Genomic DNA, 24,023 nt, shown 5'->3' with positions numbered 1-24,023 from the left:
GCCGACGGATGGGCGCCGGGCACGCGCACGTGCTCTACCGCGAGTCCGGCTCGCCGGTGCACCGCCTGCCGCCGGAGGTGAAGATCGCCGCGATGGTGCTGTTCACCGTGGCGGTGGTCGCCACCCCCCGCGAGGCGTACTGGGCGTTCGGCGGCTACGCGCTGCTGGTCGCCGTGGTCGCGGCGCTGGCCCGGGTGGGTCCGCGCTGGCTGCTCGCCCGGGCGCTGATCGAGCTGCCGTTCGTGCTGTTCGCGTTCGCGCTGCCGTTCCTCGGCGCGGGGGAGCGGGTCGACGTGGCCGGGCTGAGCCTCTCCGTCGACGGGTTGCACGGGGCCTGGAACATCCTGGCCAAGGGCACGCTCGGCGTACTCGCGTCGCTTCTGCTGGCGGCGACCACGACGACGCGTGACCTGATCCTCGGCCTGGACCGGCTGCGGTGCCCGCAGGTGCTCACCCAGATCGCCACGTTCATGCTGCGCTACCTGGACGTGCTGGTCGGCGAGGCCCGGCGGATGCGGGTGGCCCGGGTGTCCCGGGGCGACGACCCGCGTTTCCTCTGGCAGTTGCGCGGCTTCGCGGCCGGCGTCGGCGCGCTCTTCCTGCGCGCGTTCGAGCGCGGCGAGCGGGTCTACCTGGCGATGGTCTCGCGGGGCTACACCGGTCGGATGCCGGCGGTGTGGCAGGGGTCCGGCGCGGCCACCGCCGGGCAGTGGGCGGTCGCCGCGACGGTCCCGGTGATCGCGGCCTCCATCGCCGCCGCCGCGCTCGTCCTGCAATGATCGGGTACGTGCAGCAGCCGCCCTCCCTGGACGTCCGTGGCGTCCGGTACGCCTACCCGGACGGTCACGTCGCCCTGCACGGGGTGGACCTGACCGTGCCGCGCGGGGAGCGGGTGGCGCTGCTCGGGCCGAACGGCGCCGGCAAGACCACGCTGGTGCTGCACCTCAACGGCATCCTCACCCCGACCGGGGGGACGGTCGAGGTGGGCGGGCTGGCCGTGACCCGCGACCGGGACACGCTCGCCGAGGTGCGCCGCCGGGTCGGCATCGTCTTCCAGGATCCGGACGACCAGCTCTTCCTGCCCACGGTGGCGGAGGACGTCGCGTTCGGCCCGGCCAACCTGGGGTTGCGCGGGGCGGAGTTGGCCGCCCGGGTGGACGAGGCGCTCGCCGCCGTCGGGATGGCCGAGCACCGGGACCGCGCGCCGCACCACCTGTCGTTCGGGCAGCGGCGGCGGGTGGCGGTGGCCACGGTGCTGGCCATGCGCCCGGAGATCCTGGTGCTGGACGAGCCGTCGTCGAACCTGGACCCGGCCGCCCGGCGGGAGCTGGCGGAGATCCTGCGCGCACTGCCGGTGACAGTGCTCATGGTCACCCACGACCTGCCGTACGCGGCCGAGCTGTGCCCCCGCGCGGTGATCCTGGACGGTGGCCGGATCGTCGCCGACGCCCCCACCCCCGCCCTGCTCGCCGACGCCGACCTCCTGGCGCGCCACCGCCTCGAACTCCCCTACGGCTTCGCCCCACCCGTCCCTCGCCCCTGACCCGCCCCGCCCCCCGCCCCCCGCCCCCGCACCCCGCCCCCGCGCCCCGCGCCCGCACCCCGCGCCCGCACCCCGCGCCCGCGATCTTGCACTTTCGGCCCCGGCGAAGCGGGCATAAGGCGCACTTCGTGGGCCGCAACTGCAAGATCGCGGACGCGGAGGCGCGGAGGCGCGGAGGCGTGGAGGCGTGGAGGCGCGGGGGCGCGGAGGCGCGGGGGTCAGGGGGTTCGGGTGAGGTGCGGGTGCGGGTTCGGGTGGGGGCGGGGGGTGGTGCGGGCGGCGGTGCGGAGGCGGAGCAGGCCGGCGGCCACCGCGCCGGCGCCGGTGGCCAGCGCCACGGTGACCAGGACGCGGATCAGCGTGGGTGGGCCGGCCGCGGGCGGGATCGAGCGGGACAGCACGGCGAGGTTGGACACGCCGGCGAACAGGGCCAGGCAGGCGCCGGCCAGCGCCAGCGTGAAGTCGGCGGCGGGGCGGCGGGCCAGCGCGTACCAGCCGGCGGCGAGCGCCCCCAGGCCGGTCAGCAGCGTCCACACCTGACCGGTGACCAGCTCCGCCAGCAGCCCGCCGGCGCCGGGGGCGCCGGTGTCGAGCGCCCGGCCGACGGTGAGCGCCACTGTCGCCGCACCGCCCAGGGCGAGCAGGGCGCCCACCGCGCGCAGCGCGCGCACCCCGGCCGCGGTGCCGCCGGGCAGCAGCCCGGCCGCGCCGACCACCAGGAAACCGAGCGTGCCGGCGACCCACCAGGGGTACGGGTCGGGCGGCGGTACCCAGTCCAGCGTGCCGCGTACCTCGGTGGCGGTGTCACCGGCGCGCAGCGGCACCACCCAGTCGCGGACCCGCTGCTCGCGGCCGGGGTCGGCGGCCACGGCGGCGGGCGGCGCGTCCGCGCGCCAGAGCGTGCGCTGGTCGTGCCAGCGGTAGGTGGGCCCGTCGGCGATCCGCCGCCAGGCCGGCGCGGCGGCCGGGTCGGCCTCGGCCGGGAGCCGGGTCTCGCCGGCGATCGTGCGGTTGAGCCAGGTGGCGGGGGAGCGGCTGTTCTCGTAGACGCCGCCGGGGCCGATCCGCAGGTACGGCTCGCCGGAGTAGCCGAGCACGGTGACGTCGACGCTGCCGCGGTTGGTCAGCTCCAGCCGCGCGCCGGCCTCCACCATCCGGGCGGTCACCCCGGACCGGTCCGGGGCGACCCCGGTGACGGTGGCCCGGTAGTCGGTGCCGTCGGGCGCGTCCGCGCCGTGCGCGGCGGCCGGCGCGGCGAGCGCCAGCAGGGCGGTGGTCGCGGCCGCGACCACGAGCGCGGCCCGGCGCAGCGGTACGGGGATCACTTGCCGGCCGCCGCCACGGCCGCCTTGATCCCGTCCGGGCTCTTGTCCTGCACCTCGGTGCCGTTGACCTTGATGGTGGGCGTGCCGGTCACGCCCGACTTGCTCGCCTCGTCGGTCACGTGCTCGGTCCACGACGTGTAGGTGCCGTCGTTCACGCAGGAGGCGAAGTCGTCCCGGTTCAGCCCGACGCCCGCGCCGATGTCGATCAGCTCGTCGTTGCTGAGCCCGGCGCTGCCCTCGGCCGGCTGCCGGGCGAAGAGCTGGTCGGTGAACTCGCGGAACTTGCCGCCCTTGGCCGCGCAGCCGGAGGCGGCCGAGGCACGGGTGGAGTATTCCGTGGTGGAGAAGCGGTTGAGGAATGCGACCGGGTGGAAGACCAGCTTCGCCTTGCCCTCGCCGACGAGCTGGTTCAGGGTGGCGCCGTTGGTCTGCTGGAACTGCTTGCAGATCGGGCAGAGGTAGTCCTCGTAGAGGTCGACGGTGACCGGGCCGCTGCCCTCGACGATGCCGGTGCCGGCGTCGTTGGCGCCGGGCGGGGCGGTGAAGTCGTCCGACTTCTGCGAGGAGTAGACGGCCCAGCCGATGCCGCCGGCGATGACCAGCACGAGCACGGCGGCGATCGTGGTCCAGAGGGTGCGCTTGCGTCGCTTCTCCCGGGCGATCTGCTCGCGTACCACTCGCGCGGCGTCCCGGCGCCCCTTACGACTGCTCATCGTCGTCCTCCACGGTGTCGCCCGCCAGCCAGCCGTCCACCGAGAACGGGGTGCGGGGCCAGATCAGCAGGAACCCGGCCAGCGCCAGGAACCCCAGGTCCCGGAGGATCTCCGGGAGGTAGCTCGGGGCCTCGCCGGCGCCGAGCTGGCCGCCGCTGCCGAAGCACCCGCAGTCGATGGCCAGGCCGCGTGCCCAGGCCGAGGCGATGCCGGCGACGAAGACCACCAGCAGCGCGGCGGAGACGCCGGCGCTGACCCGGGTGGCCAGCCCGACGAGCAGGAGCAGGCCCAGGGCCAGCTCCACGAACGGCAGCGCCGCGCCGATCACGGTGGCCAGGTCGTACGGCATCACCTGGTAGGCGTTGACGGCTCGGCCGGACGCGGCCAGGTCACCGACCTTGGCGCCGCCGGCGATCAGCCACACGGCGGCGAGCCCGAGGCGGGCCGCGACGCCGAGCCAGGGCCGCAGGGCCGGCCAGCGCCCGGCCGGGCTGGTGGAGGGGGTCACAGTCATTCGTCGTCCGGCACTCACGAATGGTTCCCGTTCATCCGGCCAGCGTGTCGCCGACGGCGTCGACGAGTTCGTCGCGGGCCCGGGCGACCCGGGAGCGGATGGTGCCCACCGGCACCCCCTCCACGTCGGCGGCCTCGGCGTAGGACAGGCCGAGCAGTTGGGTGAGCACGAACGCGGACCGCCGTTCGGCGGGCAGCCGCCGGACCAGGTCGACGGCGCCGAGCTGGCCGGCCGGGTCGGGGTGGGACCGGTCGGTGGCGGCCTGGGCGGCGAGCCGCTCGTCGAGCCGTCGGCGGCGCACCACCGTGCGCAGGTGGTCGGCGCAGGTCCGCCGGGCGATGCCGAGCAGCCAGGTGCGGGCCGAGGAGCGGCCCTCGAACCCGGGCAGCGCCCGCAGCGCCCGCAGGTAGGTCTCCTGGGTCAGGTCGTCCGCGCTGTCCGGGCCGACCAGCGCGGCGACGAAGCGCCAGACCTCGGCCTGGGTGGCCCGGACGAAGGCGGCCTGCGCCTCCGGGTCGCCGTGCCGGGCGGCCAGCGCCCAGCCGGTGGCGGCCTCCCGCGCAGCCTCGGGACCCGCCCGGAGGCGGTCGGCGGCGGTGTCGCGCGGGGCGGGGATCACGTCAGACGAGGTTACGCGGCGTACCTGTGCGGGACAGGGTCCTTCGGCCCATTCCGTGGTCCCGCACACGCCGGGAACTTTTCCGGCCCGCTGACCGACTACCCCCGCATGACCGCCGACCAGGTTCCGGTGGCGCGCGCCGCCGCGCCGGCCCGGCGTCTCCGCACGTCCGCCGGAGGTCGGCTCGCCGGGCGCCACGCGGTTCGGGAACCATGGCGGTCATGACTGCTGCCGTACGCCGCCCGCCCGGGGCCCTCGCCGCCCGCTCCGGGACCGTCGCCGGGCTGCTGCTCCTCCTGGTCTCCCTGCTGCTCGCCCCGGCGACCCCGGCCAGCGCCCACGCCGTGCTGGTGAGCAGCAGCCCCGCCGCGTCCGCCGTGGTGCCCGAGGCCCCCGCCCAGGTGGTGATCACCTTCAGCGAGGGTGTCCGCAAGGTGCCCGGCAAGGTGCGGGTGATCGCCCCCGACGGCTCCCGGGCCGACCGGGGCGAGCCGACGTTCCGGGGCGGGGAGGTCACCATTCCGGTCGACCCGTCCGCCGGGCGCGGCACCTACCTGGTGAGCTACCGGGTCATCTCGGCCGACAGCCACCCGGTCTCCGGGGCGTTCACCTACTCGGTGGGCGCGCCGTCCGAGCCGCCGAGCGACTCCGGCTCGGACAACCGGGCCAACCCGGTGACCGAGAACGCGGTGAAGGTGACGAAGTACGCCGGCTACGTCGGGTTGCTGCTGATGGTCGGCCCGGCCCTGGTGCTGGCCGCGCTCTGGCCGCGCCGGTTGTCCCGCCGGGGCCCGGGGCGGCTGGTCTGGGCGGGGCTCGGCGTGCTGGTGATCGCCACGCTCGCCGAGCTGTGGCTCCAGGTGCCCTACACCAACGGCGGCGGCCTGTTCGACGTCACCTCCGCCGGGCTGGGCGACGTGCTGGGCAGCGCCTACGGCACCACCCACCTGGTCCGGCTGGGCCTGATCGCGGCGTCGGCGTTCCTGCTCCGCCCGCTGCTCGCCGGCCCGATCGGCCGCACCGACGCGATCATCCTGGCGGCCCTCGGCGGGGCGACGCTGTTCACCTGGCCGCTCGCCGGCCACCCGGCCGCGTCCCCGGCCCCGGCGGTCTCCGTGGTGGTGGACGCCGTCCACCTCGGCGGCATGGCGGTGTGGCTGGGCGGCCTGGTGATGCTGGCGGCGTTCCTGCTGCCCCGGGCGGACGAGCGGGAGCTGGACGCGATCCTGCCGATCTGGTCCCGCTGGGCCGCGCTGGCGGTGGCCGCGCTGCTGCTCGCCGGCACCGTGCAGGGCCTGATCGAGGTGGCCAGCCCGAAGGCGCTCGTCGACACCACGTACGGGCGGCTGCTGCTCGCCAAGATCGTGCTGTTCGCGTTGGTGATCGGCGTGGCCGCGTACTCCCGGGCGCTGGTGCGGCGGCGGGTCGCCGCCGGCCGGCCGGGCGCGATGCGGCGGGCCGTGGTGGCCGAGCTGGCGATCACCGCGGTGGTGCTGGGCCTGTCCGCGACGCTGGTGCAGACCACCCCGGCGCGCACCGCCGCCGCCGACGTGGCCGGCGCGCCGACCGGCTACTTCTCCACCACGCTGAGCAGCCCGATCTACTCGCTCCAGGTGGAGCTGGACCCGGCCGAGAGCGGCAACAACTCACTGCACCTCTACGCCTACACCGCTGACAACCGGCCGCAGGCGGTGCAGGAGTGGAAGGTCACCGCCGCGCTGCCGTCGGCCGGGATCGAACCGATCACGGTGCCGCTGCTGCCGCTGAGCGACAACCACGCCACCGGCGAGGTCAGCCTGCCCGCCCGGGGCGACTGGCAGCTCCGCTTCACCGTCCGCACGTCCGACATCGACCAGGCCACGGTGACCGCCACCGTGCCGATCAAGTAATGGAAGGTCCCATCTGATGATCCGTCTCCGGCGTCCCGCGACCGCCGCGGCGCTGACTCTCGCCGCCGTCGCCGCGACCGTGCTCGGCCTGGCCGGTTCGGCCTCGGCGCACGTCACGATCAACCCGCAGGAGGGTACGCAGGGCGGCTACGGCCGGTTCGCGTTCCGGGTGCCGAACGAGAGCGACACGGCGTCGACAGTCAAGGTCGAGGTGAACCTGCCGGAGAACGCGCCGGTCGGCTCGGTCTCCACGATGCCGGTGCCGGGTTGGACGGTGGCGGTGGAGAAGCGCAAGGTCGACCCGCCGATCGAGGTGCACGGCAGCCAGCTCACCGAGGCGGTCTCCAAGCTCACCTTCACCGCCGCCCCGAACGGCGGGGTGAAGCCGGGCGAGTTCCAGGAGTTCCCGGTTTCCATGGGCCCCCTGCCGCAGGTCGACACCATGGTGTTCAAGGTGCTGCAGACCTACTCCGACGGCAATGTCTCCCGCTGGATCGAGGAGCCCGCGGCGGGCGCGGAGGAGCCGGAGAACCCGGCGCCGGTGCTGAAGCTGGCCGCGAAGGCCGCGTCGCCGGGCGCCAGCGCGCCGGCCGCTGCCGCGGTGGCCGACGACGACGATGACGACGACTCCGGCTCCGGAACCGCGTTCGGGGTGGCCGGTCTGGTCGCCGGCCTGGCCGGCCTGGCGCTCGGCGGGCTGGCGTTCGCGCGTACCCGGCGGGAGCCCGCCGCGAAGTCCTGAGCGCACGCGTGAACACCGGCCCGGCGGACGATGCGCCGGGCCGGTGTTCGTTCCGGGCTCGTGCCGTGGATATCCGGTGACGGGCCGACCGGCGTCGGTAAGGTCGGCCGGGTAGTCGGCTACCGAGAGGGACGACCCGAATGCGTTTCGTACGCGCGATCACCGGCATGCTGCTGTTGGCCGTGGGCGCTCCGGCGCTGCTGGTGGGCGCCGGTCTCTGGTTCGCCGCCCGGCATGCCGCGCCGGCCGGCGGGTTCGTCGGCCGCGCGGGCGGGCTCGACCTGACGCTGCGCGGCGAGCTGCGGGCCGGCTGGTTCCCCGGCGCGGCGTGGGCGTTGCTGGCCGGCGGGGCGCTGCTGGTGATCCTCGCCGTCGTGCTGCTGGTGCGCCCGCACCGGCCGCGCGAGGTGGTCTTCGTGGTCGAGCCGGACCAGGTTCCGGTGCTGGCCGGGCGGCTGGGGATCAGTTCGCTGAGCGGGCTTGGGCGGCAGCCCGGTCCGGCGTCGCGGCCGGGGCGGCAGCTCGTCGCGGTCGGCTCGGCACCGGCCGGGCGTACCCGTGCCGCCCTCTCCCCGGCCCCGAGCGACCGGCGACGCTGACGGCCCTCCGCGCTGCCGACGCGGAGGGCCGTCATCACCGGGGTTAGCGGCGCTACCTGGGAGAAAACTGAGGTAGTTGAGGCTAGTTTACCGCCGAACACTATCTTTCGCGAGATCTGTCCGTTTAACGAACGCGGCGGACCGGCTGCGGACCGGCAACACCGCCAGCAACAGCAGGCTGAGCAGCACATACGCGTTGCGGACCACGAAGTCGACCGGATCGTCGGTGTGCACCGTCCCGGTGCCCCAGTCCTGGAACGTCACCACCCCGTACACGATCACCACGCCCGTGACCACGGCCAGCGCGAGCAGCCCACGGCGCCGTCGGACGCCGGCCGCGGTCGCCCGGTCGGCGTCCAGCGCCGCGTCCACCAGCACCACCACCGCCGGGATGAACCAGTAGAGGTGGTGCGTCCAGGTGATCGGCGAGACCAGGCCGCCCACCAGGCCGGTCAGCGTGAGACCGACGAGCGCGTCTCCGGCCCGTGCCGCGCGCGCCGCCCGCCACAACCCGAACCCGGCGATCAGCACCGCCAGCAGCAGCCACGCCCACCGGCCCGGTTCCGCCGGCGCGGTCATCCGGCTGAGCAGCCCGAACAACGACTGGTTGCCGGTGTAGTCGGTGCGACCGACCCGGTCGGTCGCCCACAGCTCGTGGGTCCAGAACCGCCACGAGTCGTCCGGCGCGACGGCCGCCGCCAGCAGCGTGGCCGCCGCCGCGGTCGCCGCCGCCACCGCCGCCGCCCGCCACCGCCGGGCGGCCAGCAGGTAGAGCACGAAGATGCCGGGGAACAGCTTGAGCGCCGCCGCCAGTCCCACGCCCACGCCGGCCCAGCGTCTCCCCTGGGGTACGGCGAACAGCAGGTCGGCCAGGATCAGCACCACCAGCAGCATGTTGATCTGACCGAGCGTGATCGTCTCGCGGGTGCTCTCCACCGCCAGCACCAGCAGCACGGCGACGGTCAGCCCGAACGCCCCGGGCAGGTGGTGTCGCCGCAGCACCGGCAGCACCAGCCAGCGGGTCGTCACCACCACGCCGACGAGCGTCAGCACCACGAAGGCGGCGATCGCGACCCCGAGCGGCAGCAGCGCGAACGGCCGCAGCAGCAGCGCCGCGAACGGGGGATAGGTGAAGTAGAGCGCGCCCTGCACCCGGTCCGGCTGGACGTAGTCGTAGAGCGGGTGACCGGCCGCCCACCAGTCCATCGCCCGCATGTAGATCTTCAGGTCGTAGTAGTCGTGCCGCAGCGCGGGCAGGTAGAGCGCGGGCAGCAGCGCGGCCAGCGCCAGCACCGTGACCACCCGCCGAGCCGTACGCCCGCCCGTGTCGTCCGGGGCGACGGTGGGTGGGGCGACGGGTTCGGCTGGCACGGGGAAACCCTAGCGGTCCACCTGGCCGACCGTGCCGAGGCGCGGGCGCGTCGCCGGCGCGTAGTCTGTTCCGGTGGCTGATCTTCTCGTCTGGATCGATTGTGAGATGACCGGGCTCGACCTGCGTCGGGACGCCCTGATCGAGGTCGCCGCGCTCGTCACCGACCCCGACCTGAACGTGCTCGGGGACGGCGTGGACGTGGTGATCCACGCCGACGACGCGGCGCTGGACGGCATGCCGGAGATCGTGCGCACCATGCACGCCAAGTCCGGCCTGACCGAGGAGGTGCGCCGCTCCACGGTCAGCCTGGCCGAGGCCGAGGACATGGTGCTCGACTACGTCACCAGCCACGTGAAGGATCCGCGCACCGCGCCGCTGTGCGGCAACTCGATCGCCACCGACCGGGGCTTCCTGGCCCGCGACATGACCCGGCTCGACGCCCACCTGCACTACCGGATGATCGACGTCTCCTCGATCAAGGAGTTGTGCCGGCGCTGGTACCCGCGGGTGTACTTCGGCCAGCCGCAGAAGGGCCTGGCCCACCGGGCGCTTGCCGACATCCGGGAGAGCATCCGGGAGTTGGAGTACTACCGGCGGACCCTGTTCGTGCCGTTGCCCGGCCCGGACGTGGAGACCGCGAAGGGGATCGCCGCGCAGCTCTGAGGCGCGGGCCGGAACCCGGTGGACGGGGCCGGGCGGGGTGTGGCTATTATTGGTCCGCGCACCGCCCGGGTCGACCGGAGCGGCGAGCATGGTGGCTGTAGCTCAGTTGGCAGAGCACCGGGTTGTGGTCCCGGTTGTCGTGGGTTCAATTCCCATCAGTCACCCCAACGACCGAAGCCCCCTCCTCCGGGAGGGGGCTTCGTCGCGTCCGGGGATCAGGCGGTCGGCTCCGGGCTGGGCGTCACGTCGCCCGTCGCGCCCGCCGGCTCGTACGGCAGGGCGCTGCCCTTGACGTACTCGTCCCAGCTCATGTTCCAGTCGGTCCAGCCGTTGCCGTTCTGGAGCTTCCGCTCGGTGCCCTTGACCGTGATCGGGTCACCCATGCGGGTGTTGGCGAACAGCCAGTTGCCGTCCTTCATCGAGACGTTGACGCAGCCGTGCGAGACGTTCGTCCTGCCCTGCACGCCCTCGGACCAGGGCGCCGCGTGGATGAACTCGCCGCCCCAGGTGAGCCGCTGGGCGTAGTCGATCTCGGTGCGGTAGCCCTCCTCCGGGCCCAGCTCCTCCATGGTGTCGAAGACGGTGTGCCGGAGCTTCTCGATCACCACCATGGTGCCGCTGGAGGACGGCGTGCTCTTCTTGCCGAGGCTCACCAGGATCGTCTTGATCGCCTTGCCGTCCTTGGTGACGGTCATCCGCTTGGTGCGGTTGTCCACGGTCATCACGAACGACGGGCCGATCTTGACGTCGACGGTCAGGTCGGAACGGCCGTACCAACCGTCGCCGAGCGGCAGCCCGGCCGCCCGCACCTGGTAGGAGACGGTGCTGTTGGCCTTCCAGAACGTCTTCGGCCGGTAGTGCACCTCGGTCGGGCTGATCCAGCGCCAGATGCCCTCCTGCGCCGGCGTCGCGGTCACCGTCATCCGGCGCTGCATGTCGTCGCGGTAGTCCGGCGGGATGGCCCGGCCGAACTTCACGATCAGCGGCATCGCCACGCCGACGACCTGGTTGTCGCCGAGGAAGCTGGTCACCCGCACCTGGTTGGCCGGCTTCGCCATGGTGGTGAACGAGCTGGTGGCGGTGGCCGGTTTGCCGTCGTCGCCGGTGGCGGTCACGGTCGCCGTGTAGGTCTCGGCGTAGGCCAGGGCGTCGGCCGGCTGCCAGCTCTTGCCGTCGGCGGCGAGCGTGCCGTCGACGACCTTGCCGGCGGAGTCCTTCAACTCGACGGCGGTCTGCTGCGCCTCGGTGGTGGTGAACGTGATGGCGGTGGTCGCCGGCACGTCCTTGGCGTCGGCGGCCGGCTCGCTGATGGTGGCCGCCGCCTTCGGGGCCTTCTCGCCGCCGTCTCCGCCGCCCTGCCAACTCGACGGCTTGTCGCCGCCGCCGGTGCAGGCGGACGTCAGAGCCATGGCGGCGGCGAGCACCGCGGCGGCGAGAGCGCGACGCCCGCCGCGGCGGGACCTCCCGCCCCGGATCAGTACGTCCTGGCCAGCTCGCATGATTACCTCACAAGTGTGGTGCCCGGTTCCGTCGTTCTCTGGTGAGACGCACCGGACCGGCGACCAGTTGCCCGGAGTGAACCGGAACACCCCGGTGATGATGTAACGATTCAGTTGTCGCGCGGCGCTTCGTGGGGGGACGAGTCCCGGCGGCTGCCGGGACAAGCGTGTCCGACAACGTTACGCCGGTCAGAACGGCGAGCCCTGCCCGCCCTTCGGCACCGGCAGGGCGCTGCCGGCGACGAACTGCGACCAGCTCATGCTCCACGCCGTCCAGCCGTTGCCCGGGGCCAGCCGCCGCTCCGTGCCCTTCACCGTGATCGGGTCTCCGACCAGCGTCCTGCCGAACAGCCAGCGGCCCTCGGCCATCGAGACGTTGACGCAGCCGTGCGAGACGTTGCGGCGGCCCTGCACGCCCTCGGACCAGGGCGCCGCGTGGATGTACTCGCCGCCCCAGGTGATCCGCTGGGCGAAGTCGATCTTCGTCACGTACTGGTTGTTCGGGTCCGGCTCGTCGCGGGTGTCGAAGACCGTGGACTCCTTCTTCTCCATCACGACCATGGTGCCGCTGGAGGAGGGGGTGCTCTTCTTGCCCAGGCTGACCGGCAGGGTGCGGATCACCGAGCCGTTCTCGGTGACCGTCATCCGCTTGGTCGCGTTGTCCACAGTCATCTCGAACGCCCGGCCGATCGTCGCGGTGGCGCTCCGGTCGAGGTTGCCGTAGCGGCCGTTGCTCAGCGGGATCCCGGCCAGCGCCAGCCGGACCGTGATCGTGGTGCCGGTCTTCCAGTATTCCGGGGCGCGGTAGTACGCCTGCGTGCCGTTGCCGAGCCAGTGCCACGCGCCGGGCTGCGGCGGGTCCGTCTGCACGAACATCCGCTTCTGCACCGCGGCCCGGTCCTTCTGCGGGATCCCCGGCGAGAACTCGGCCACCACCGGCATGGCCACGCCGTAGGTCTTGCCGCTGAACAGGTAGAGCCCCGACCCGACCATCGACTTCGGCTTGGCCATCGTGGTGAACGTGCTGGTGCCCTGGTGGGTCGCGCCGTCCTTGCCGGTCCCGGTGACCGTGGCGGTGTACTTCGTGCCGTACTTCAGCGGGGCCGACGGCACCCAACTGGTGCCGTCGCGTCGCATCCGCCCGCTGACCGCGGCGCCGGCGGCGGTGGTCAGCACCACCTTCGACACCGTGCCGCCGCCCGGGATCCGGGCGCTGATCTCGGTGCTCGCCGGGCGGCCGGTCGCGCCGTCGGCCGGGGTCACCGCCAGCGGCGGCGCGGCGGAGGCGGCGTCGCCCGGCGCGGCGCTCGGATCCGGCGCGGTGGACGAGACCCCACCGACCTCCTGCTGCTGGCCGGGCACGAAGGCCGGCTTCTCCTCGTCGCCGCCGCACCCGGTCAGTGCCAGCGACGCCGTGAGGACCAGGACGCCCACCATCGCCCCGGCCCGCGCGAACCTGCCCATGCCCACCCCTGTCGTAACGTGCCTGGCGGACATCGTGCCCCATCGACGCCACGCAGCCCTGCCCCGGAGCGGCATGGCCGGGGCTTTTAGGTGCTTTTGCCGGTTAAGCTCGTCCGAAGGGTGGACCCGGTATCGGATTGGAACGGCCCACGGTGGGCATGCTAAGGTTCTTCCCGTTGTCAGCGAGCGCCGCTAGCTCAACTGGCAGAGCAGCGGACTCTTAATCCGCGGGTTCGGGGTTCGAGTCCCTGGCGGCGCACCAACGAGCAAGGCCCTGATCCGGCACCTCCGTGCCGATCGGGGCCTTTTTCGCGTACGCGGGGCGGTGATCAAAAGCTCGCCGGTAATCGTCGGGCCTCTCGCGACACAAGCCAGGGTGAGAGTCGCCGAGGCAGTGGGGGTTCGGGTGGGTCCACCGAAAAACAGGGACGCGGGCTGGTTCACCGGTCTCTACGCCGCCGAGTACGCGAACGTCGTGCGGTACGGCCTGCGCCGGCTCGGAGACTCCGACGCGTCGGCTGAACTCGCCCAGGAGGTCTTCGTCGTCGCCTGGCGCCGTCGCGACGAGGTGCCGGACCGCAGCCTGCCCTGGCTCTACGGGGTGGCCCGGCGGATCCTGGCGAACCACTGGCGGTCACGGCGCGGTGCGCCCGACGTCCTGCCCATCGCCGGCGCCGATCTGACCCAGGTCGCCGGCTCGTCGGGTGCCGACACCACGGTAGGGATCGCCGACGTCCGGGCCGCGCTCGCCGCCCTCAGCGAACTCGATCAGGAAATTCTCCGGCTGATCGGCTGGGAGGAGTTGACAGTGTCCGAAGCGGCTCAGGTTCTCGCCTGCACTCCGGCGACCGCCGCGGTGCGCCTGCATCGCGCCCGCCGCCGCCTCGCCGCTGCGATGTCAGACCGCACCGCGCAGTCCCGGCGTCCCGTGTTGGCGACCGCGCGAGAGGAACTGTGATGTTCGGAGTAGAACGCACCCGTGGTCTCCTCGGTACGGCCGACCCGGCCCGGGCGGTCGCCGTAGCGCCGCCGCCGGTCTCGGCAGACGAACTGATCAACCGCGCCGACACCGCCGAGAGGGTCACCCTGCGTCGTCACGTACGCCCGACTCGCCGGCTGGTGCTGACGGCGGGGACACTGGCGGTCGCAGTCGGTGCCGTGGGAGTCCTCCAGCCGTTCGAGAGGTTCTCCCCGAGCGGCCCGGGCGGGTCCGGGAGCGCAGCGGGAACGGTGCTCGTGCCGGTCTCCTATCAGTTCGACGCGAACCCGCCGGAGGCCGGCCCGCAACTGCGCGCGCTGGCCGACACGATCAAGGACACGAAGTACGACCACCTCGGCGGACGCTTCATGTACCACCACACGAAGGTGTGGGGCGATCCGGTGATGACCTCCGCCGACGGCCGTCACCACGTGGCCTTCGCCGGCGAGACGAAGGTCTGGCAGGCCGCGGACGGGACCGGTAGCCAGCTCAACAGGCAGTTGGAGCCGGAGTACCCCGACCAGGGGTCCCGCGACTACTGGCAGCGCAAGCTGGACACGCGTCCGGCGATCGACGCCTCGGCGGTTCCGGCCATGATTGCGCTGCCGCCCATGGAACTCACGCCGCCGTCGGCCGACCCGTCGCGGCTGCGCGAACTGCTCAAGGCCGAGTACGGGCCGGGCGCCGCGAGCAAGGAGGTCAGCGGTGTCTACGCACAGTTCGTCGTACCGCGCGCGGTGCGCGCGGAGATCCTGCGGGTCCTCGCCGACGTGCCAGGCTTCCGCTGGCGGGGGCAGGTGACGGATCGGGCTGGTCGGAGCGGGGTCGCCGTCACCTTCGACGACCGTGAGAACGACACGCAATCTCTCCTGATCTTCGACCCGACGACGGGCGAGCTGCTCGCCGACGAGCGACTCACGCTGTCGCCCGTGCGGATCAGCGCGTACCAGGTGATCCTCGACGCTGCCTGGACCGATCGAGTGGGCTGAACGCCGTGCATCCGGGCCGCTCCCTCCCGGGAGCGGCCCGGCGGCCTTGGGTCTCGGAGCCGTGGCCGGACGGGCCGAGCGCGTTGATCAGCGCAGGGCCGGGATGTCGTGGAGCTGATCGGGGCGGAGTCTCTCCCGCATGATGCCCGGTGGCCGCTCCCGGCCGGACCGGCACGTGACGACCTCCTCAGGCGTGATCGCGAGATCGACGCTGAAGTCATGAGCGGCGTAGGGCAGCGCCTCGTCCAGGAGTTGGCTGCGGTGGACGGTGGTGGCGACGGCGGTGTCCCCGGTCACGAGCCCCGCCTCGGTCAGGAGTGCGATCTCCAGGTCGGAGTAACCGGCTCCCTTGCCGATTCGCACGCCGTCCCGGCGGCTGATCGCGACGCTCCCACAGACGATCAGGTCCACCGGTCGCATGTCCTCTGCACCGACAGTCGGGGCGACTTCGGAGGCGCCGGTGCTGGTGGCGGCGGTCTCGAACGGAACGGTCAGCATCGCCGGGTCGAGAAGGTAGAAGGGTTTCGGTGTGGCGAGCCGAGGGACCGCCATGTAGAGCAGCTTGCCCTCGCGCAGGGCGCGTACCCGGACGGGTAGCTGGGCCCGGTCGGGATTGCACTTGACGACGCGTGCCCGCTGCCAGGCCGCCTGATCCGCGAGCCGCGCGGCAGCCTCCTCCTTTCCGGTGAAGTCCGGTATGTGACCGTGCACCCCCGGCGGCGCCGCACCCTCGCGCTCGAGGACGTCCCAGACGCGTTGCCGAACGGACTGCTTGGCCTGGTCGATGCTCGTCACGCTGTCGCTCCTACGGGGTCATGAGGGAGTGAAGTCGATCCTTCGCGTCCTGGACCGCAGATCGGTCCCGCCATGGACGCAGTTGGCGGGCGGCGGCGAAGGCGAGATTGAGGCCACCTCCGGCCCGGGTTCGCTCGATGACGTCGACGGTCTGATGGAGGTAGGAGATGGCCATGTCGAGGTCGCGATGACGGATGCAGGCGATGGCGAGATTGCCGAGGACGACGGCCGTCGACTTGCGGCGCTCGGAGATGAGCTGGTGGGCGGTCCTCAACGACGTGATCGCGTCGGCCGGCCTGTCCAGCGACAGCCAGCAGGAGCCCGCGAGCCGCGCGTGGTGGCTGGGGCAGTAGAGAGCGGAGGCCGGATCCTGCGCACCCATGGTGGCGAACTGCTTCTCGGCGCTGGCCAGAGCCTCGGAACAGTTTCGTGCCTGGCCGAGCATCGCATGTGCCTCGGCGCGGTGCAGAAGGGCGAGGCCGGTGAGCACGTGGCTGTCGCTTACCGCAGCGGCTTGCGCGATCAACACGATGGCAGCGGTTGGTCGCTTCACCCCGTAGAGCGCGAGGTAGCTCTTGCGGAGCAGGGCATTGGCCTGAGCGACCGGGTCGCCGGCTTCCTTTGCGGCGTCGATCGCCTGGTCGAAGTACGCGGCGCTGGCGGTGTGGTCGTGCCGCTGGGTGGCGTCCCAGACGAGTTGGCCCAGGAGCGTGGCCGACTCGGCGAGCGCCGCAGCCAGGTCGCGCCGGACCGAACCGGTGGCGTGTTGGCGAAGAACGCTCACCTGGCCGTGTACCTGCGCGGCCTCGGCGAGGAGGAGGGCGGAAGGCGTCCGGTCGTACCGCTCATCGAGCTGCCGGACCCGCTCCCGCAGGTGGCCGACGGTGATCAGGTCCACGTGGCCCGGCCGGCGAAGCGCGTGGTCGAGACGCTCGTCGGGCAGCGGGGGCGGCTGGGCGGCATCGGCCAACAGATCCGCCAGTTCCTCGACGGACACCCTGAGCGCAGTGGCCAGATGGGGACGGTGCCAGGGCTGGGGATCGGTCTCGGCCCGCTCCCACCGGACGACGGTCGAGCGATCCACGCCGAGGATCTCGGCCAGATGCTCCTGACTGAGGCCGACCGCCTTGCGGCGCTGCGCCAATCGATACCGGCGCCGACCGGTCCCGCGCCGGCTGCCTCCGCCGTGGTGCGTCACCACCTCATTCATCCAGCTTCCGTGACTCAGCGCAATGGCGATGCATCAGTTCTGCGTCATCGTCGCGTGGCCGGACCGGCGGTGCCGCCGACATGTTCGACCGATTCCTCGGCGGGCCCGCCCGCCACGTCCACGCCTCTCGCCGACCACCCGACCGCACTCGCGGTCGGGCATCGAGCTGGTTGCCTGAGCGGCCCGTGACCACCGGCCACGGCAGCGGAGATCGAACCCGTGGTGGTCTCCGAGGTTGAAGTGCCAAGATCGGAGGATGCCCAAGGACCCGCCCTGGTTCATCGGTAGCTGGCTGGACGTGGTCGAGCAGCCTGAGATCGTCGATGAGGCGCTCGACCGGGAAGACCGATACGCCGGGGTCGCCCTGCTCGCCCTGGTGCTCAACCACGAGGATCCGGCTGTCGTCCTGCCGCGCGTCAAGCGGGCGATGACCTCGCGGGACCCGCAGACCCGTGCGAACGCCCTGCAGTCGCTGGGCCACCACGGCCGCCTGCACGGGTCGATCGATGCCGAGGCGATCGGTCGCCTGCGTCGGGCCCTGCACGACCGGACCGCGCTGGGGGGTTTCGAGATTCGGGGGTACGCGGCAACGGCTGCCGGCGATGTCGGGATGTTCGTCGAGCGGCATGCGTTGCCACGCTGGTTCCGTCGCCGGTTCGCGGGCCCTCGGCGTTCGGCGCGAGTGTGACTCCGACGGCCAGGATCGAGGCATGACCGCTCTCGCGTACCTCGTCCTGCTGGCCGCCGCCGTCCGGGCCGGCCTGGGTCTCCTCGCCGGATCGGGCCCGGAGGGTCGGCGGCGTGTCCCCGTCGCTACCGTGACGGCGCTCGTCGTCGTCGGTGTGCCGACGCTGCTCCAGCTCACCGTCGCGCCGGCGCTGCTCGGGCAGCTCGGGCGCGATCGGGCGGCGATCGGCGACGGCCAGGTCTGGCGGCTGGTGACGTCGCTCGTCGTGCAGGACGGCGGCGTGCCCGGCTCGGTCTTCAACCTGGCCGCCCTCGCGGTGGTGGGGGTGGTCGCCGAGCGGTTCTGGGGCGCGCGGCGGTGGGTGGTGATCGCGCTCGCCTCGGGCGTGCTCGCGCAACTGTGGGGCCTCGTGGTGCAGCCTGTCGGCGCCGGGAACTCCGTCGCCGTGTTCGGCCTGGCCGCGTCGGCCGCCGCCGCGGCGGTCCGGTCCGGTGACCGCGCGGGTCGTGCCTTCGGGGCGGTGAGCCTGCTCGTCGCGGCGGCGTTGCTGGTGGCGGGCGACATCCACGGTGGCGCGGCGGTGGTCGGCGCCACGGTCGGAACCGTCCTGACGGCGGCGGACCGGCGGCGCCGCCGGTGACGGCGCCGCCGGCGCGGTGAGCGCTACGAGCCGACGCAGGTGATCCCGCTCGGGGCCGGTGAGCTGCTGCCGTTGGCGAGGAAGCCGAAGGTCGTCGACCCGCCGGCGTTGAGGGTGCCGTTGTAGGCGGCGTTGCGGACGCTTACCGTGCCGGTGCTGCCGGTGGCCACGCCGTTCCACACGTTGTTGACGCTCTGCCCGCCGGCCAGGGTCATCCGGACCGTCCAGCCGCTGACGGCCCGCGTGCTGCTCACCGTCACCTCACCCTGGAAACCGCCGGTCCAACTACTGACCAGCCGGTAGGTGGCGGTGCAGGCGCCCGAGGGATCCGTCGGCGGCGGGGTGCTGGGCGGCGGCGTGGTGGGCGGGGGACTGCTGGGCGGGGGAGTGCTCGGAGGCGGCGTGGTGGGCGGGGGAGTGGTGCCGTCCGGGGCGACCGCCCGGCCGGTGGCCGGGGAGATCATGCCGGCGCAGAGACCACGGCTCGACAGGTTGCTGACGATCCGGGGGATTGCCGCGATGGTGTTCGCCGGCCAGTCGTGCATCAGGATGGACTGGCCGGCCTGGAGGCGGCTCGCGTTCTGGACGATCTGGTCGGTGCTGGCGTTGTTCCAGTCCTGGGAGTCCACGTCGGCGTTGATCTCGGTCAGCCCGAACTGGGCCTCCACCGCCCGCAGCGTCGCGTTGGACTCCAGGTAGGGCGGTCGGAACAGCTTGGGCGCCTCGCCGGTGGCCTGCTGGATCGCCTGCTGGGTCTGGGAGATCTCCGAGGTCATCTGCGCCTGGCTGAGCTGGGTCATGTGCGGGTGCGTCCAACTGTGGTTGCCGACCCACATGCCGGCGTCCCGTTGTGACCGGGCCAGCGCCGGGTTGGCCTGCACGTTCTGGCCGACGTTGAAGAACGTCGCCCGTACGCCGGCCGCCCTGAGGGTGTTGATCAGCGTGGTGGTGTTGCCGGGGGTGGGCCCGTCGTCGAAGGTCAGCGCCACGTAGCCGGTGCAGGCGGCGGCCATCGAGGGCGCGGCCGTGACGGCCAGTCCGGAGGTCACCGCGGTCAGCAGCGCGGCTGCCGCCGCCACCACCATCGGGCGGCGTGAGGGTCGGGTCGGGGTAGCCGTCGGTTCGGCTGGGAAGGGTGTCATCGAGGTTCTCCCGCTGGCGTTCGAGATGCTGCTCGTCGCCTGCGGATCACGTCGCTCGGAGTCGGTCCGCATCGCCTCGGCGTGGCGCTGGCAGCGATGTCCTGTCGGTGGCCACGGTTCGATCCGAGGCCAGCCCGGCTCCGCTGCGATTATGCCGTTCGAGTTTGACGATCGTCAATTGATGCGGGGAACGGCTCGCGCAGCGTGAACGCCTCCGGCGACGGTCCGGTGCGGCGCAACACCTCCAGCCGTGCGGCTGCCTCCTCGATGGACGGCAGCGTGCCGGCCGGGATCCACCACAGCACCAGGTGCTCGGCGTCGAGCGGGGCGAACCACTCCCGACGCCGGCGCATCGGCTCCAGGTGCGCGGTCCGGTAGACGAAGGCGCGCAGCGACTCGACCGACTCCCAGACGGTGAGGTTCACGATGACGTCCGGCTCGAACGGCCGGAACGCGGTGGCGTCGCCGGAGTCGTCCTGCAACCGCCAGACGTAGCCGGGGGAGCGCTCGGCCAGGTCGTGGATCTCGGGCAGGCGGGCGACGAAGTCGGCGAGGTCGGGGCTGTCGATCGGGGCCCGCAGTCGGGCGATGTTCAGTTGCGCGAGGTGACTGTCGCTCATGGAGCCAGACTACCGTCTATGTCAACGCTGATTGTTTTTAGAACGGATCGCCACGCAGCAGCCGGTCGGACCCGGGTCCAGCCGCACCACGTGGCCGTCGTCGCCCACCACGGCCGCCAGCATCGCCAGGTTCAACCCGCAGACCAGCCCCGGGTGCGAGTGCGCGAGCGCGTCGAACGGGCAGTTGCGCAGCCGGACCGTCCGGTCGCCGTCCTGGTACGGCTCGTAGCCCAACGCCGCCAGCCGCGCCAGCGCGTCCCCGCCGGCCAGCTTCGCGCCCTGCGCGGCGGCGGCCGCGTACGCCGCCGGCTCCGCGCCGGCCCGCTCCACCGCGCTCGCCAGCACCCCGGCCAGCAGCCGGTAGTCGCGCGGCGGCACCGACACGGTGTGCTCCTCCGCCGACCTGCGGTACAGCTTCGCCGGCCGCCCCGCCCCCGGCCCGCCGGCGCGCGGCGCGGTGGCCGCCTCCAGCAGCCCCGCGTCGGCCAACTTGTCCAGGTGGAACGCGGCCAGGGTGCGGCCGATGCCGACCGCCTCGGCCACCTCGTTACGGCTCACCGGCTCGGCCCGCGTGGCGACGTACTCGTAGACCGTCCGGCGCACCGGCTCCCGCAACGCGGCGATGGCCTCCAGCGACATGCCCCCGACGCTACCCGCCGGCCCGCCCGACCGACCGGTCCCCGACAGTGCGCGGGAATCCCGGCCCCGCGCCCCTACAGTCCCCACCATGACGTGGACGCTGCGCGCGGTGACCGGGCTCGCCGTACTGGTGACGGCCCTGGCGGCGTCGTCGGCGAGCGCCGCCGCGGCGCCCGCCGCCGACGGCCTCGACCTGGCGCTGCGGGCCGGGCGGGCGGACTACCGCGCCGGCGAGCAGGTCCGCCTGGACCTCACGGTCACGAACTCCACCGGGTCGGCCTGCGCGCTGGCCACCAGCGCCGTCGGCACCGCCCAGATCACCGGGGTACGCCGGGACGGGCGCGACCTCACGCCGGTGCTCGCCCGCAGCTTCCACGACGACGGGATCACCGCGGCGGCCGGCGCCGGCCTGACCACGGTCGAACCCGGCGCGACCGCGACCGTGGCGCTGACCGGCATCCGGCTGCACGACGGCGACGGCCCCGGCGACCTGGTGCTCCGCTCGGTGGCCGCCACACCGGACGGCGGCGGCCTGGACACGCTCTGGCCGGTCGGCGCCCCCGGCCGGTACGAGGTCACCGTCGGCTACGTGACGCTGCCGGTCACCGGCGCGGCGAACCTCTGCCCGGGCGCGACGGCGCTGCGGACCACCACGTTCACCGTCGGCGACGGCGGCACGCCGACCCGCCGCTGGCTCTGGGCGGCCGCCGGGGCGCTGCTGCTGGTGCTGCTCCTGGCCGCGCTGGTGGTCCTGCTGCGGGTCCGCCGCCGGCCGACCGCCGCCGCGGCGGCCCTGCTGCTGGTGGTCGCCGGCACGCTGGTCGGCGGCGGCCGGCCGGCCCGCGCGGACTACTCGGTCGACCCGACCGGTGGCGTGCCGGTCAGCGGCGTCGACTTCCAGGCCGCGGTCGACGGCTGCCTCAAGGGGTTCGCCGAGCCCGGCGGCGACCCGGCCGGCCTGCTGCCCCGGCTGAAGGACAAGAAGTCGCCGAAGGTGCGGATCGTCCCCACCCCCGGCGGCTCGGGCGCGTTCGAGACGCCGGAGAGCGCCGACGGCAAGGGCTCGTCCACCGTCACCTGGAACCCCACCTCCACCGACGCGTACGAGGACGGGGTGGGCCGGGACCCGTGCGCCGCGCTCTACCACGAGCTGAACCACGCCGACGACATCTCCCGCGACAAGGTCCCGCCGGGACAGTGCGGGAGCACCGGCATCCCCACCGCCGAGGTCAAGGCGACGCTCGCCGAGAACCGCTACCGGGCCGCGAAGGGCCTCCCGCCGCGCACCCAGTACAAGGGAAACCCGCTGCCGAAGAGCCTCGACGAGTGCAAGAAGCCGGCGAAGAAGACGCCCCCGCCGAAGGGGCCGGTGAAACTCTGCGAGAACGGCGCCGACTGCGGCGGCAGCAACGGCGACCCGCATCTGGTCACGTTCGACCGGGTGGCCTACGACTTCCAGGCCGTCGGCGAGTTCACGCTCGTCGCCGCGACCGGCGGCGACCCGCTCGAGGTGCAGGTCCGGCAGACCCCGATGGCCGGCACCCGCACCGCGTCGGTCAACTCGGCCGTCGCGTTCCGGATCGGCGCCCACCGGGTCGCGCTCACCCTCGCCGGCGGCGCCACCCGGGTGCACGTCGACGGCGCGCCGCTCGCCGCGCCGCCGGAACGCACCGACCTGGCCGGCGGCGGCACCCTCGCCCGCCGCCCCTCCGACACCGGCGCGACCGACGGGTACGACGTGACGTGGCCGGACGGCTCCGCGGCGGCCGTCGACCAGATCGGCCGCTACGGCTACCGCGTGCTCGTCCGGCTCGCCGACGCCCGCGCCGGCAAGGTGCGCGGCCTGCTCGGTGACTTCGACGGCGACCCGGGCGACGACATCGCGCCCCCCACCGGCCCCGCCCTGACCCAGCCGGTGCCCTTCGCGACGCTCTACCCGGCGTACGCGGACAGTTGGCGGATCGCCGCGGACCGGTCGCTGCTGCACTACGACGACGGGGAGGACACCGGCACATTCACCGACCGGAGCTTCCCCGAGCGGGAGGTGACCGCCGCCGACCTCGACCCGGCCCGGCGCGCCGCCGCCGAGCAGATCTGCCGGTGGGCCGGCGTCACCGCCCCCGGTCCGCTCGCCGAGTGCGTCTTCGACGTCGCCGTCAGCGGCCGACCCGAGTTCGCCGTCGCCGGGGCCACCACCGAAGGGATCGCCCCGACCGGCGGCGCGCCGATCACCGCCGTGCCGGTCGCCACCGCCAGCCTCACCCCGGGCGGCGAGCCGCTGACCTTCCCCGGCCGGGCCGGTGACGCCGTCTTCGTCGACGTCACCGCGCCCGGCATCGCCGACCGCTGCTCGCCCTACCAGCTCGCCGACCCGGACGGACGGGAGATCGCCTCCGGCTGCAACATCAGGGGCAACGGCTACGTCGACCGCGTCGACCTGCCCGCCACCGGCACGTACGCCCTGCGCGTCACCGCCGCCCCCGGCGACACCGGCCGTGCCGCCGTGCGGGTGTACGCCGCCCGGGACAGCGGCGGCACGCTGGAGCCGAACGGCGCGACAGTGACCGCGTCGATCGCGCAGCCCGGCGCCCGGGCGCGCTACCGGTTCACCGGCCGGGCGGGGGAACGGGTCTACGTCGACGTGCCGGAGAGCACGCTCACCGACCAGTGCTCGCCGCTGGAGCTGCGCGACGCCGGGGGGCAGGTGCTGGGCAGCGGCTGCGTGGTCAACGGCGTCGGCGAGATCGACGGCACGGTCCTGCCCGCCGACGGGACGTACACCGTCGTGGTCGACCCGGTGGAACGCGGCACCGGCACGGCCACGCTGCGCCTTGTCACCAGCCGAGACCGGGACGCGACGATCACGCCGGGCGGTCCGGCGGTCGTCGCGGAGGTGGACCGGCCCGGCGCGGTCACCGGCTACCGGTTCACCGCCGCCGCCGGCACGTCGGTGACCGTGACCGCGACCGCCGCGACGCTGCCCGACCAGTGCGGCGTGCTGGCGCTGCGCGGGCCGGACGGCAGCACGCTCACCACCGGCTGCGTGATCAACGGGCGCGGTGGGATCCCGGGGATCACGCTGCCGGCGGCCGGGTCGTACACGCTGCTCGTCGACCCGTCGGGGGCGGCGACCGGGCGGGTCACGCTGGTCCTGCGGTGAGGTGACCCCTGCGTGCGCGGGGCGGCGCGGGGGCTGCTAACGTTCCGTCCCGTTGTCGGTGAGCGCCGCTAGCTCAACTGGCAGAGCAGCGGACTCTTAATCCGCGGGTTCGGGGTTCGAGTCCCTGGCGGCGCACCAACGATCAAGGCTCTGACCTGGTGGTTCACACCGGGTCGGGGCCTTTTTCGCGTACGCGGGCGTTGGGTGGTCGCTCGGTGG

Annotated in this window: 23 protein-coding genes and 3 tRNA genes; 14 read left to right on the top strand and 12 right to left on the bottom strand. The window is 73.5% G+C overall.

Annotated features, from left to right (window positions below; genetic code table 11):
* The first annotated feature begins 8 nt into the window (after positions 1–8).
* Together cbiQ and ACIA5A_RS14615 are read left to right on the top strand one after the other, a co-directional pair.
* Positions 9–779, top strand: a complete 771-nt coding sequence (gene cbiQ, locus ACIA5A_RS14620) for a cobalt ECF transporter T component CbiQ (RefSeq protein ID WP_396761326.1) — start codon at positions 9–11, stop codon at positions 777–779.
* Positions 776–1,543 carry an energy-coupling factor ABC transporter ATP-binding protein gene (locus ACIA5A_RS14615; protein WP_396761323.1) on the top strand — a complete coding sequence of 256 codons (768 nt, stop codon included), beginning with the start codon at positions 776–778 and terminating at the stop codon, positions 1,541–1,543. Before cbiQ ends, ACIA5A_RS14615 begins: the two co-directional genes overlap by 4 nt.
* Before the next feature lie 218 nt (positions 1,544–1,761).
* Here the strand turns inward: ACIA5A_RS14615 and ACIA5A_RS14610 are convergent, their stop codons facing one another.
* From ACIA5A_RS14610 to ACIA5A_RS14595, 4 genes are read right to left on the bottom strand one after another with little or no spacing between them, the layout of a single operon-like run.
* Positions 1,762–2,868 (bottom strand): hypothetical protein, encoded by a 1,107-nt coding sequence (locus ACIA5A_RS14610; RefSeq protein ID WP_396761320.1) that lies wholly within the window; start codon positions 2,866–2,868, stop codon positions 1,762–1,764.
* Positions 2,865–3,581: a DsbA family protein gene (locus tag ACIA5A_RS14605; RefSeq protein ID WP_396761317.1), complete on the bottom strand. Its 717-nt coding sequence runs from the start codon at positions 3,579–3,581 to the stop codon at positions 2,865–2,867. The genes ACIA5A_RS14610 and ACIA5A_RS14605 overlap by 4 nt, the downstream gene beginning before the upstream one ends.
* Positions 3,568–4,095 carry a MauE/DoxX family redox-associated membrane protein gene (locus ACIA5A_RS14600; protein ID WP_396761314.1) on the bottom strand — a complete coding sequence of 176 codons (528 nt, stop codon included), beginning with the start codon at positions 4,093–4,095 and terminating at the stop codon, positions 3,568–3,570. Before ACIA5A_RS14600 ends, ACIA5A_RS14605 begins: the two co-directional genes overlap by 14 nt.
* Positions 4,096–4,126: 31 nt before the next feature.
* Complete coding sequence (locus ACIA5A_RS14595) at positions 4,127–4,714, bottom strand: sigma-70 family RNA polymerase sigma factor (protein WP_396761311.1); 588 nt, start codon at positions 4,712–4,714, stop codon at positions 4,127–4,129.
* A 221-nt stretch (positions 4,715–4,935) separates the two neighbouring features.
* Here ACIA5A_RS14595 and ACIA5A_RS14590 point away from each other — a divergent pair, with 221 nt between their 5' ends.
* The 3 genes from ACIA5A_RS14590 to ACIA5A_RS14580 all read left to right on the top strand — a co-directional run bounded on the left by ACIA5A_RS14590 (position 4,936) and on the right by ACIA5A_RS14580 (position 7,944).
* Positions 4,936–6,603, top strand: coding sequence for a copper resistance CopC/CopD family protein (locus ACIA5A_RS14590; protein WP_396761308.1), 1,668 nt, complete (start codon positions 4,936–4,938; stop codon positions 6,601–6,603).
* Positions 6,604–6,619: 16 nt separating this feature from the next.
* Positions 6,620–7,345 carry a YcnI family protein gene (locus tag ACIA5A_RS14585; RefSeq protein WP_396761305.1) on the top strand — a complete coding sequence of 242 codons (726 nt, stop codon included), beginning with the start codon at positions 6,620–6,622 and terminating at the stop codon, positions 7,343–7,345.
* A 140-nt stretch (positions 7,346–7,485) separates the two neighbouring features.
* The gene (locus tag ACIA5A_RS14580) at positions 7,486–7,944 is read left to right on the top strand and encodes a hypothetical protein (RefSeq protein ID WP_396761302.1); all 459 of its coding nucleotides are present in this window, start codon (positions 7,486–7,488) and stop codon (positions 7,942–7,944) included.
* 87 nt (positions 7,945–8,031) lie between these two features.
* On the opposite strand, the gene ACIA5A_RS14575 is transcribed toward ACIA5A_RS14580, so the two are convergent.
* Positions 8,032–9,315: a glycosyltransferase 87 family protein gene (locus ACIA5A_RS14575; protein ID WP_396761300.1), complete on the bottom strand. Its 1,284-nt coding sequence runs from the start codon at positions 9,313–9,315 to the stop codon at positions 8,032–8,034.
* Positions 9,316–9,388: 73 nt separating this feature from the next.
* Between ACIA5A_RS14575 and orn the strand changes: the two genes are divergently transcribed.
* Positions 9,389–9,979: an oligoribonuclease gene (orn, locus tag ACIA5A_RS14570; RefSeq protein WP_396761297.1), complete on the top strand. Its 591-nt coding sequence runs from the start codon at positions 9,389–9,391 to the stop codon at positions 9,977–9,979.
* A 91-nt stretch (positions 9,980–10,070) separates the two neighbouring features.
* Positions 10,071–10,146 (top strand) — tRNA-His (locus ACIA5A_RS14565).
* 48 nt (positions 10,147–10,194) lie between these two features.
* On the opposite strand, the gene ACIA5A_RS14560 is transcribed toward ACIA5A_RS14565, so the two are convergent.
* Positions 10,195–11,478 carry an Ig-like domain-containing protein gene (locus ACIA5A_RS14560; RefSeq protein ID WP_396761294.1) on the bottom strand — a complete coding sequence of 428 codons (1,284 nt, stop codon included), beginning with the start codon at positions 11,476–11,478 and terminating at the stop codon, positions 10,195–10,197.
* A gap of 189 nt (positions 11,479–11,667) precedes the next feature.
* Positions 11,668–12,942 carry an Ig-like domain-containing protein gene (locus ACIA5A_RS14555; protein ID WP_396761291.1) on the bottom strand — a complete coding sequence of 425 codons (1,275 nt, stop codon included), beginning with the start codon at positions 12,940–12,942 and terminating at the stop codon, positions 11,668–11,670.
* A 186-nt stretch (positions 12,943–13,128) separates the two neighbouring features.
* Here ACIA5A_RS14555 and ACIA5A_RS14550 point away from each other — a divergent pair.
* The 3 genes from ACIA5A_RS14550 to ACIA5A_RS14540 all read left to right on the top strand — a co-directional run bounded on the left by ACIA5A_RS14550 (position 13,129) and on the right by ACIA5A_RS14540 (position 14,910).
* Positions 13,129–13,204, top strand: a tRNA-Lys gene (locus ACIA5A_RS14550).
* Between the two features lie 114 nt (positions 13,205–13,318).
* Entirely contained in the window at positions 13,319–13,900 is a 582-nt protein-coding gene (locus tag ACIA5A_RS14545) for an RNA polymerase sigma factor (RefSeq protein WP_396761288.1), read from the top strand.
* A complete protein-coding gene (locus tag ACIA5A_RS14540) occupies positions 13,900–14,910 on the top strand; it encodes a CU044_5270 family protein (RefSeq protein ID WP_396761286.1) in 1,011 nt (336 codons plus the stop codon). The genes ACIA5A_RS14545 and ACIA5A_RS14540 overlap by 1 nt, the downstream gene beginning before the upstream one ends.
* 87 nt (positions 14,911–14,997) lie before the next feature.
* Here ACIA5A_RS14540 and ACIA5A_RS14535 read toward each other — a convergent pair whose 3' ends face one another.
* Both ACIA5A_RS14535 and ACIA5A_RS14530 read right to left on the bottom strand, forming a co-directional pair.
* Positions 14,998–15,705 carry a 5-formyltetrahydrofolate cyclo-ligase gene (locus ACIA5A_RS14535; RefSeq protein WP_396761283.1) on the bottom strand — a complete coding sequence of 236 codons (708 nt, stop codon included), beginning with the start codon at positions 15,703–15,705 and terminating at the stop codon, positions 14,998–15,000.
* Between the two features lie 10 nt (positions 15,706–15,715).
* Positions 15,716–16,915 carry a helix-turn-helix domain-containing protein gene (locus ACIA5A_RS14530; RefSeq protein WP_396761280.1) on the bottom strand — a complete coding sequence of 400 codons (1,200 nt, stop codon included), beginning with the start codon at positions 16,913–16,915 and terminating at the stop codon, positions 15,716–15,718.
* A 256-nt stretch (positions 16,916–17,171) separates the two neighbouring features.
* Here ACIA5A_RS14530 and ACIA5A_RS14525 point away from each other — a divergent pair, with 256 nt between their 5' ends.
* The gene (locus ACIA5A_RS14525; RefSeq protein WP_396761273.1) at positions 17,172–17,603 is read left to right on the top strand and encodes a hypothetical protein; all 432 of its coding nucleotides are present in this window, start codon (positions 17,172–17,174) and stop codon (positions 17,601–17,603) included.
* Between the two features lie 22 nt (positions 17,604–17,625).
* Positions 17,626–18,243: a rhomboid family intramembrane serine protease gene (locus tag ACIA5A_RS14520; protein ID WP_396761271.1), complete on the top strand. Its 618-nt coding sequence runs from the start codon at positions 17,626–17,628 to the stop codon at positions 18,241–18,243.
* Positions 18,244–18,266: 23 nt separating this feature from the next.
* Here ACIA5A_RS14520 and ACIA5A_RS14515 read toward each other — a convergent pair whose 3' ends face one another.
* The 3 genes from ACIA5A_RS14515 to ACIA5A_RS14505 all read right to left on the bottom strand — a co-directional run bounded on the left by ACIA5A_RS14515 (position 18,267) and on the right by ACIA5A_RS14505 (position 20,644).
* Positions 18,267–19,385 carry a polysaccharide deacetylase family protein gene (locus ACIA5A_RS14515; RefSeq protein WP_396761268.1) on the bottom strand — a complete coding sequence of 373 codons (1,119 nt, stop codon included), beginning with the start codon at positions 19,383–19,385 and terminating at the stop codon, positions 18,267–18,269.
* A 149-nt stretch (positions 19,386–19,534) separates the two neighbouring features.
* Entirely contained in the window at positions 19,535–20,005 is a 471-nt protein-coding gene (locus ACIA5A_RS14510) for a DUF3291 domain-containing protein (RefSeq protein ID WP_396761265.1), read from the bottom strand.
* Positions 20,006–20,026: 21 nt separating this feature from the next.
* Positions 20,027–20,644, bottom strand: a complete 618-nt coding sequence (locus ACIA5A_RS14505; RefSeq protein ID WP_396761262.1) for a helix-turn-helix transcriptional regulator — start codon at positions 20,642–20,644, stop codon at positions 20,027–20,029.
* A gap of 88 nt (positions 20,645–20,732) precedes the next feature.
* On the opposite strand from ACIA5A_RS14505, the gene ACIA5A_RS14500 reads away from it, so the two are divergent.
* Together ACIA5A_RS14500 and ACIA5A_RS14495 are read left to right on the top strand one after the other, a co-directional pair.
* A complete protein-coding gene (locus ACIA5A_RS14500) occupies positions 20,733–23,804 on the top strand; it encodes a VWD domain-containing protein (RefSeq protein ID WP_396761259.1) in 3,072 nt (1,023 codons plus the stop codon).
* Between the two features lie 62 nt (positions 23,805–23,866).
* Positions 23,867–23,942: transfer RNA gene (locus ACIA5A_RS14495), tRNA-Lys, on the top strand.
* Positions 23,943–24,023: the final 81 nt, after the last annotated feature.

The sequence above is a fragment of the Micromonospora sp. NPDC051300 genome (assembly GCF_044455315.1).
In the GTDB taxonomy this organism is placed as follows: Bacteria; Actinomycetota; Actinomycetes; order Mycobacteriales; family Micromonosporaceae; genus Micromonospora; species Micromonospora robiginosa.
The sequence above is the reverse complement of the archived record's forward strand: the minus strand, read 5'-3'. Positions and strand labels throughout refer to the sequence as shown.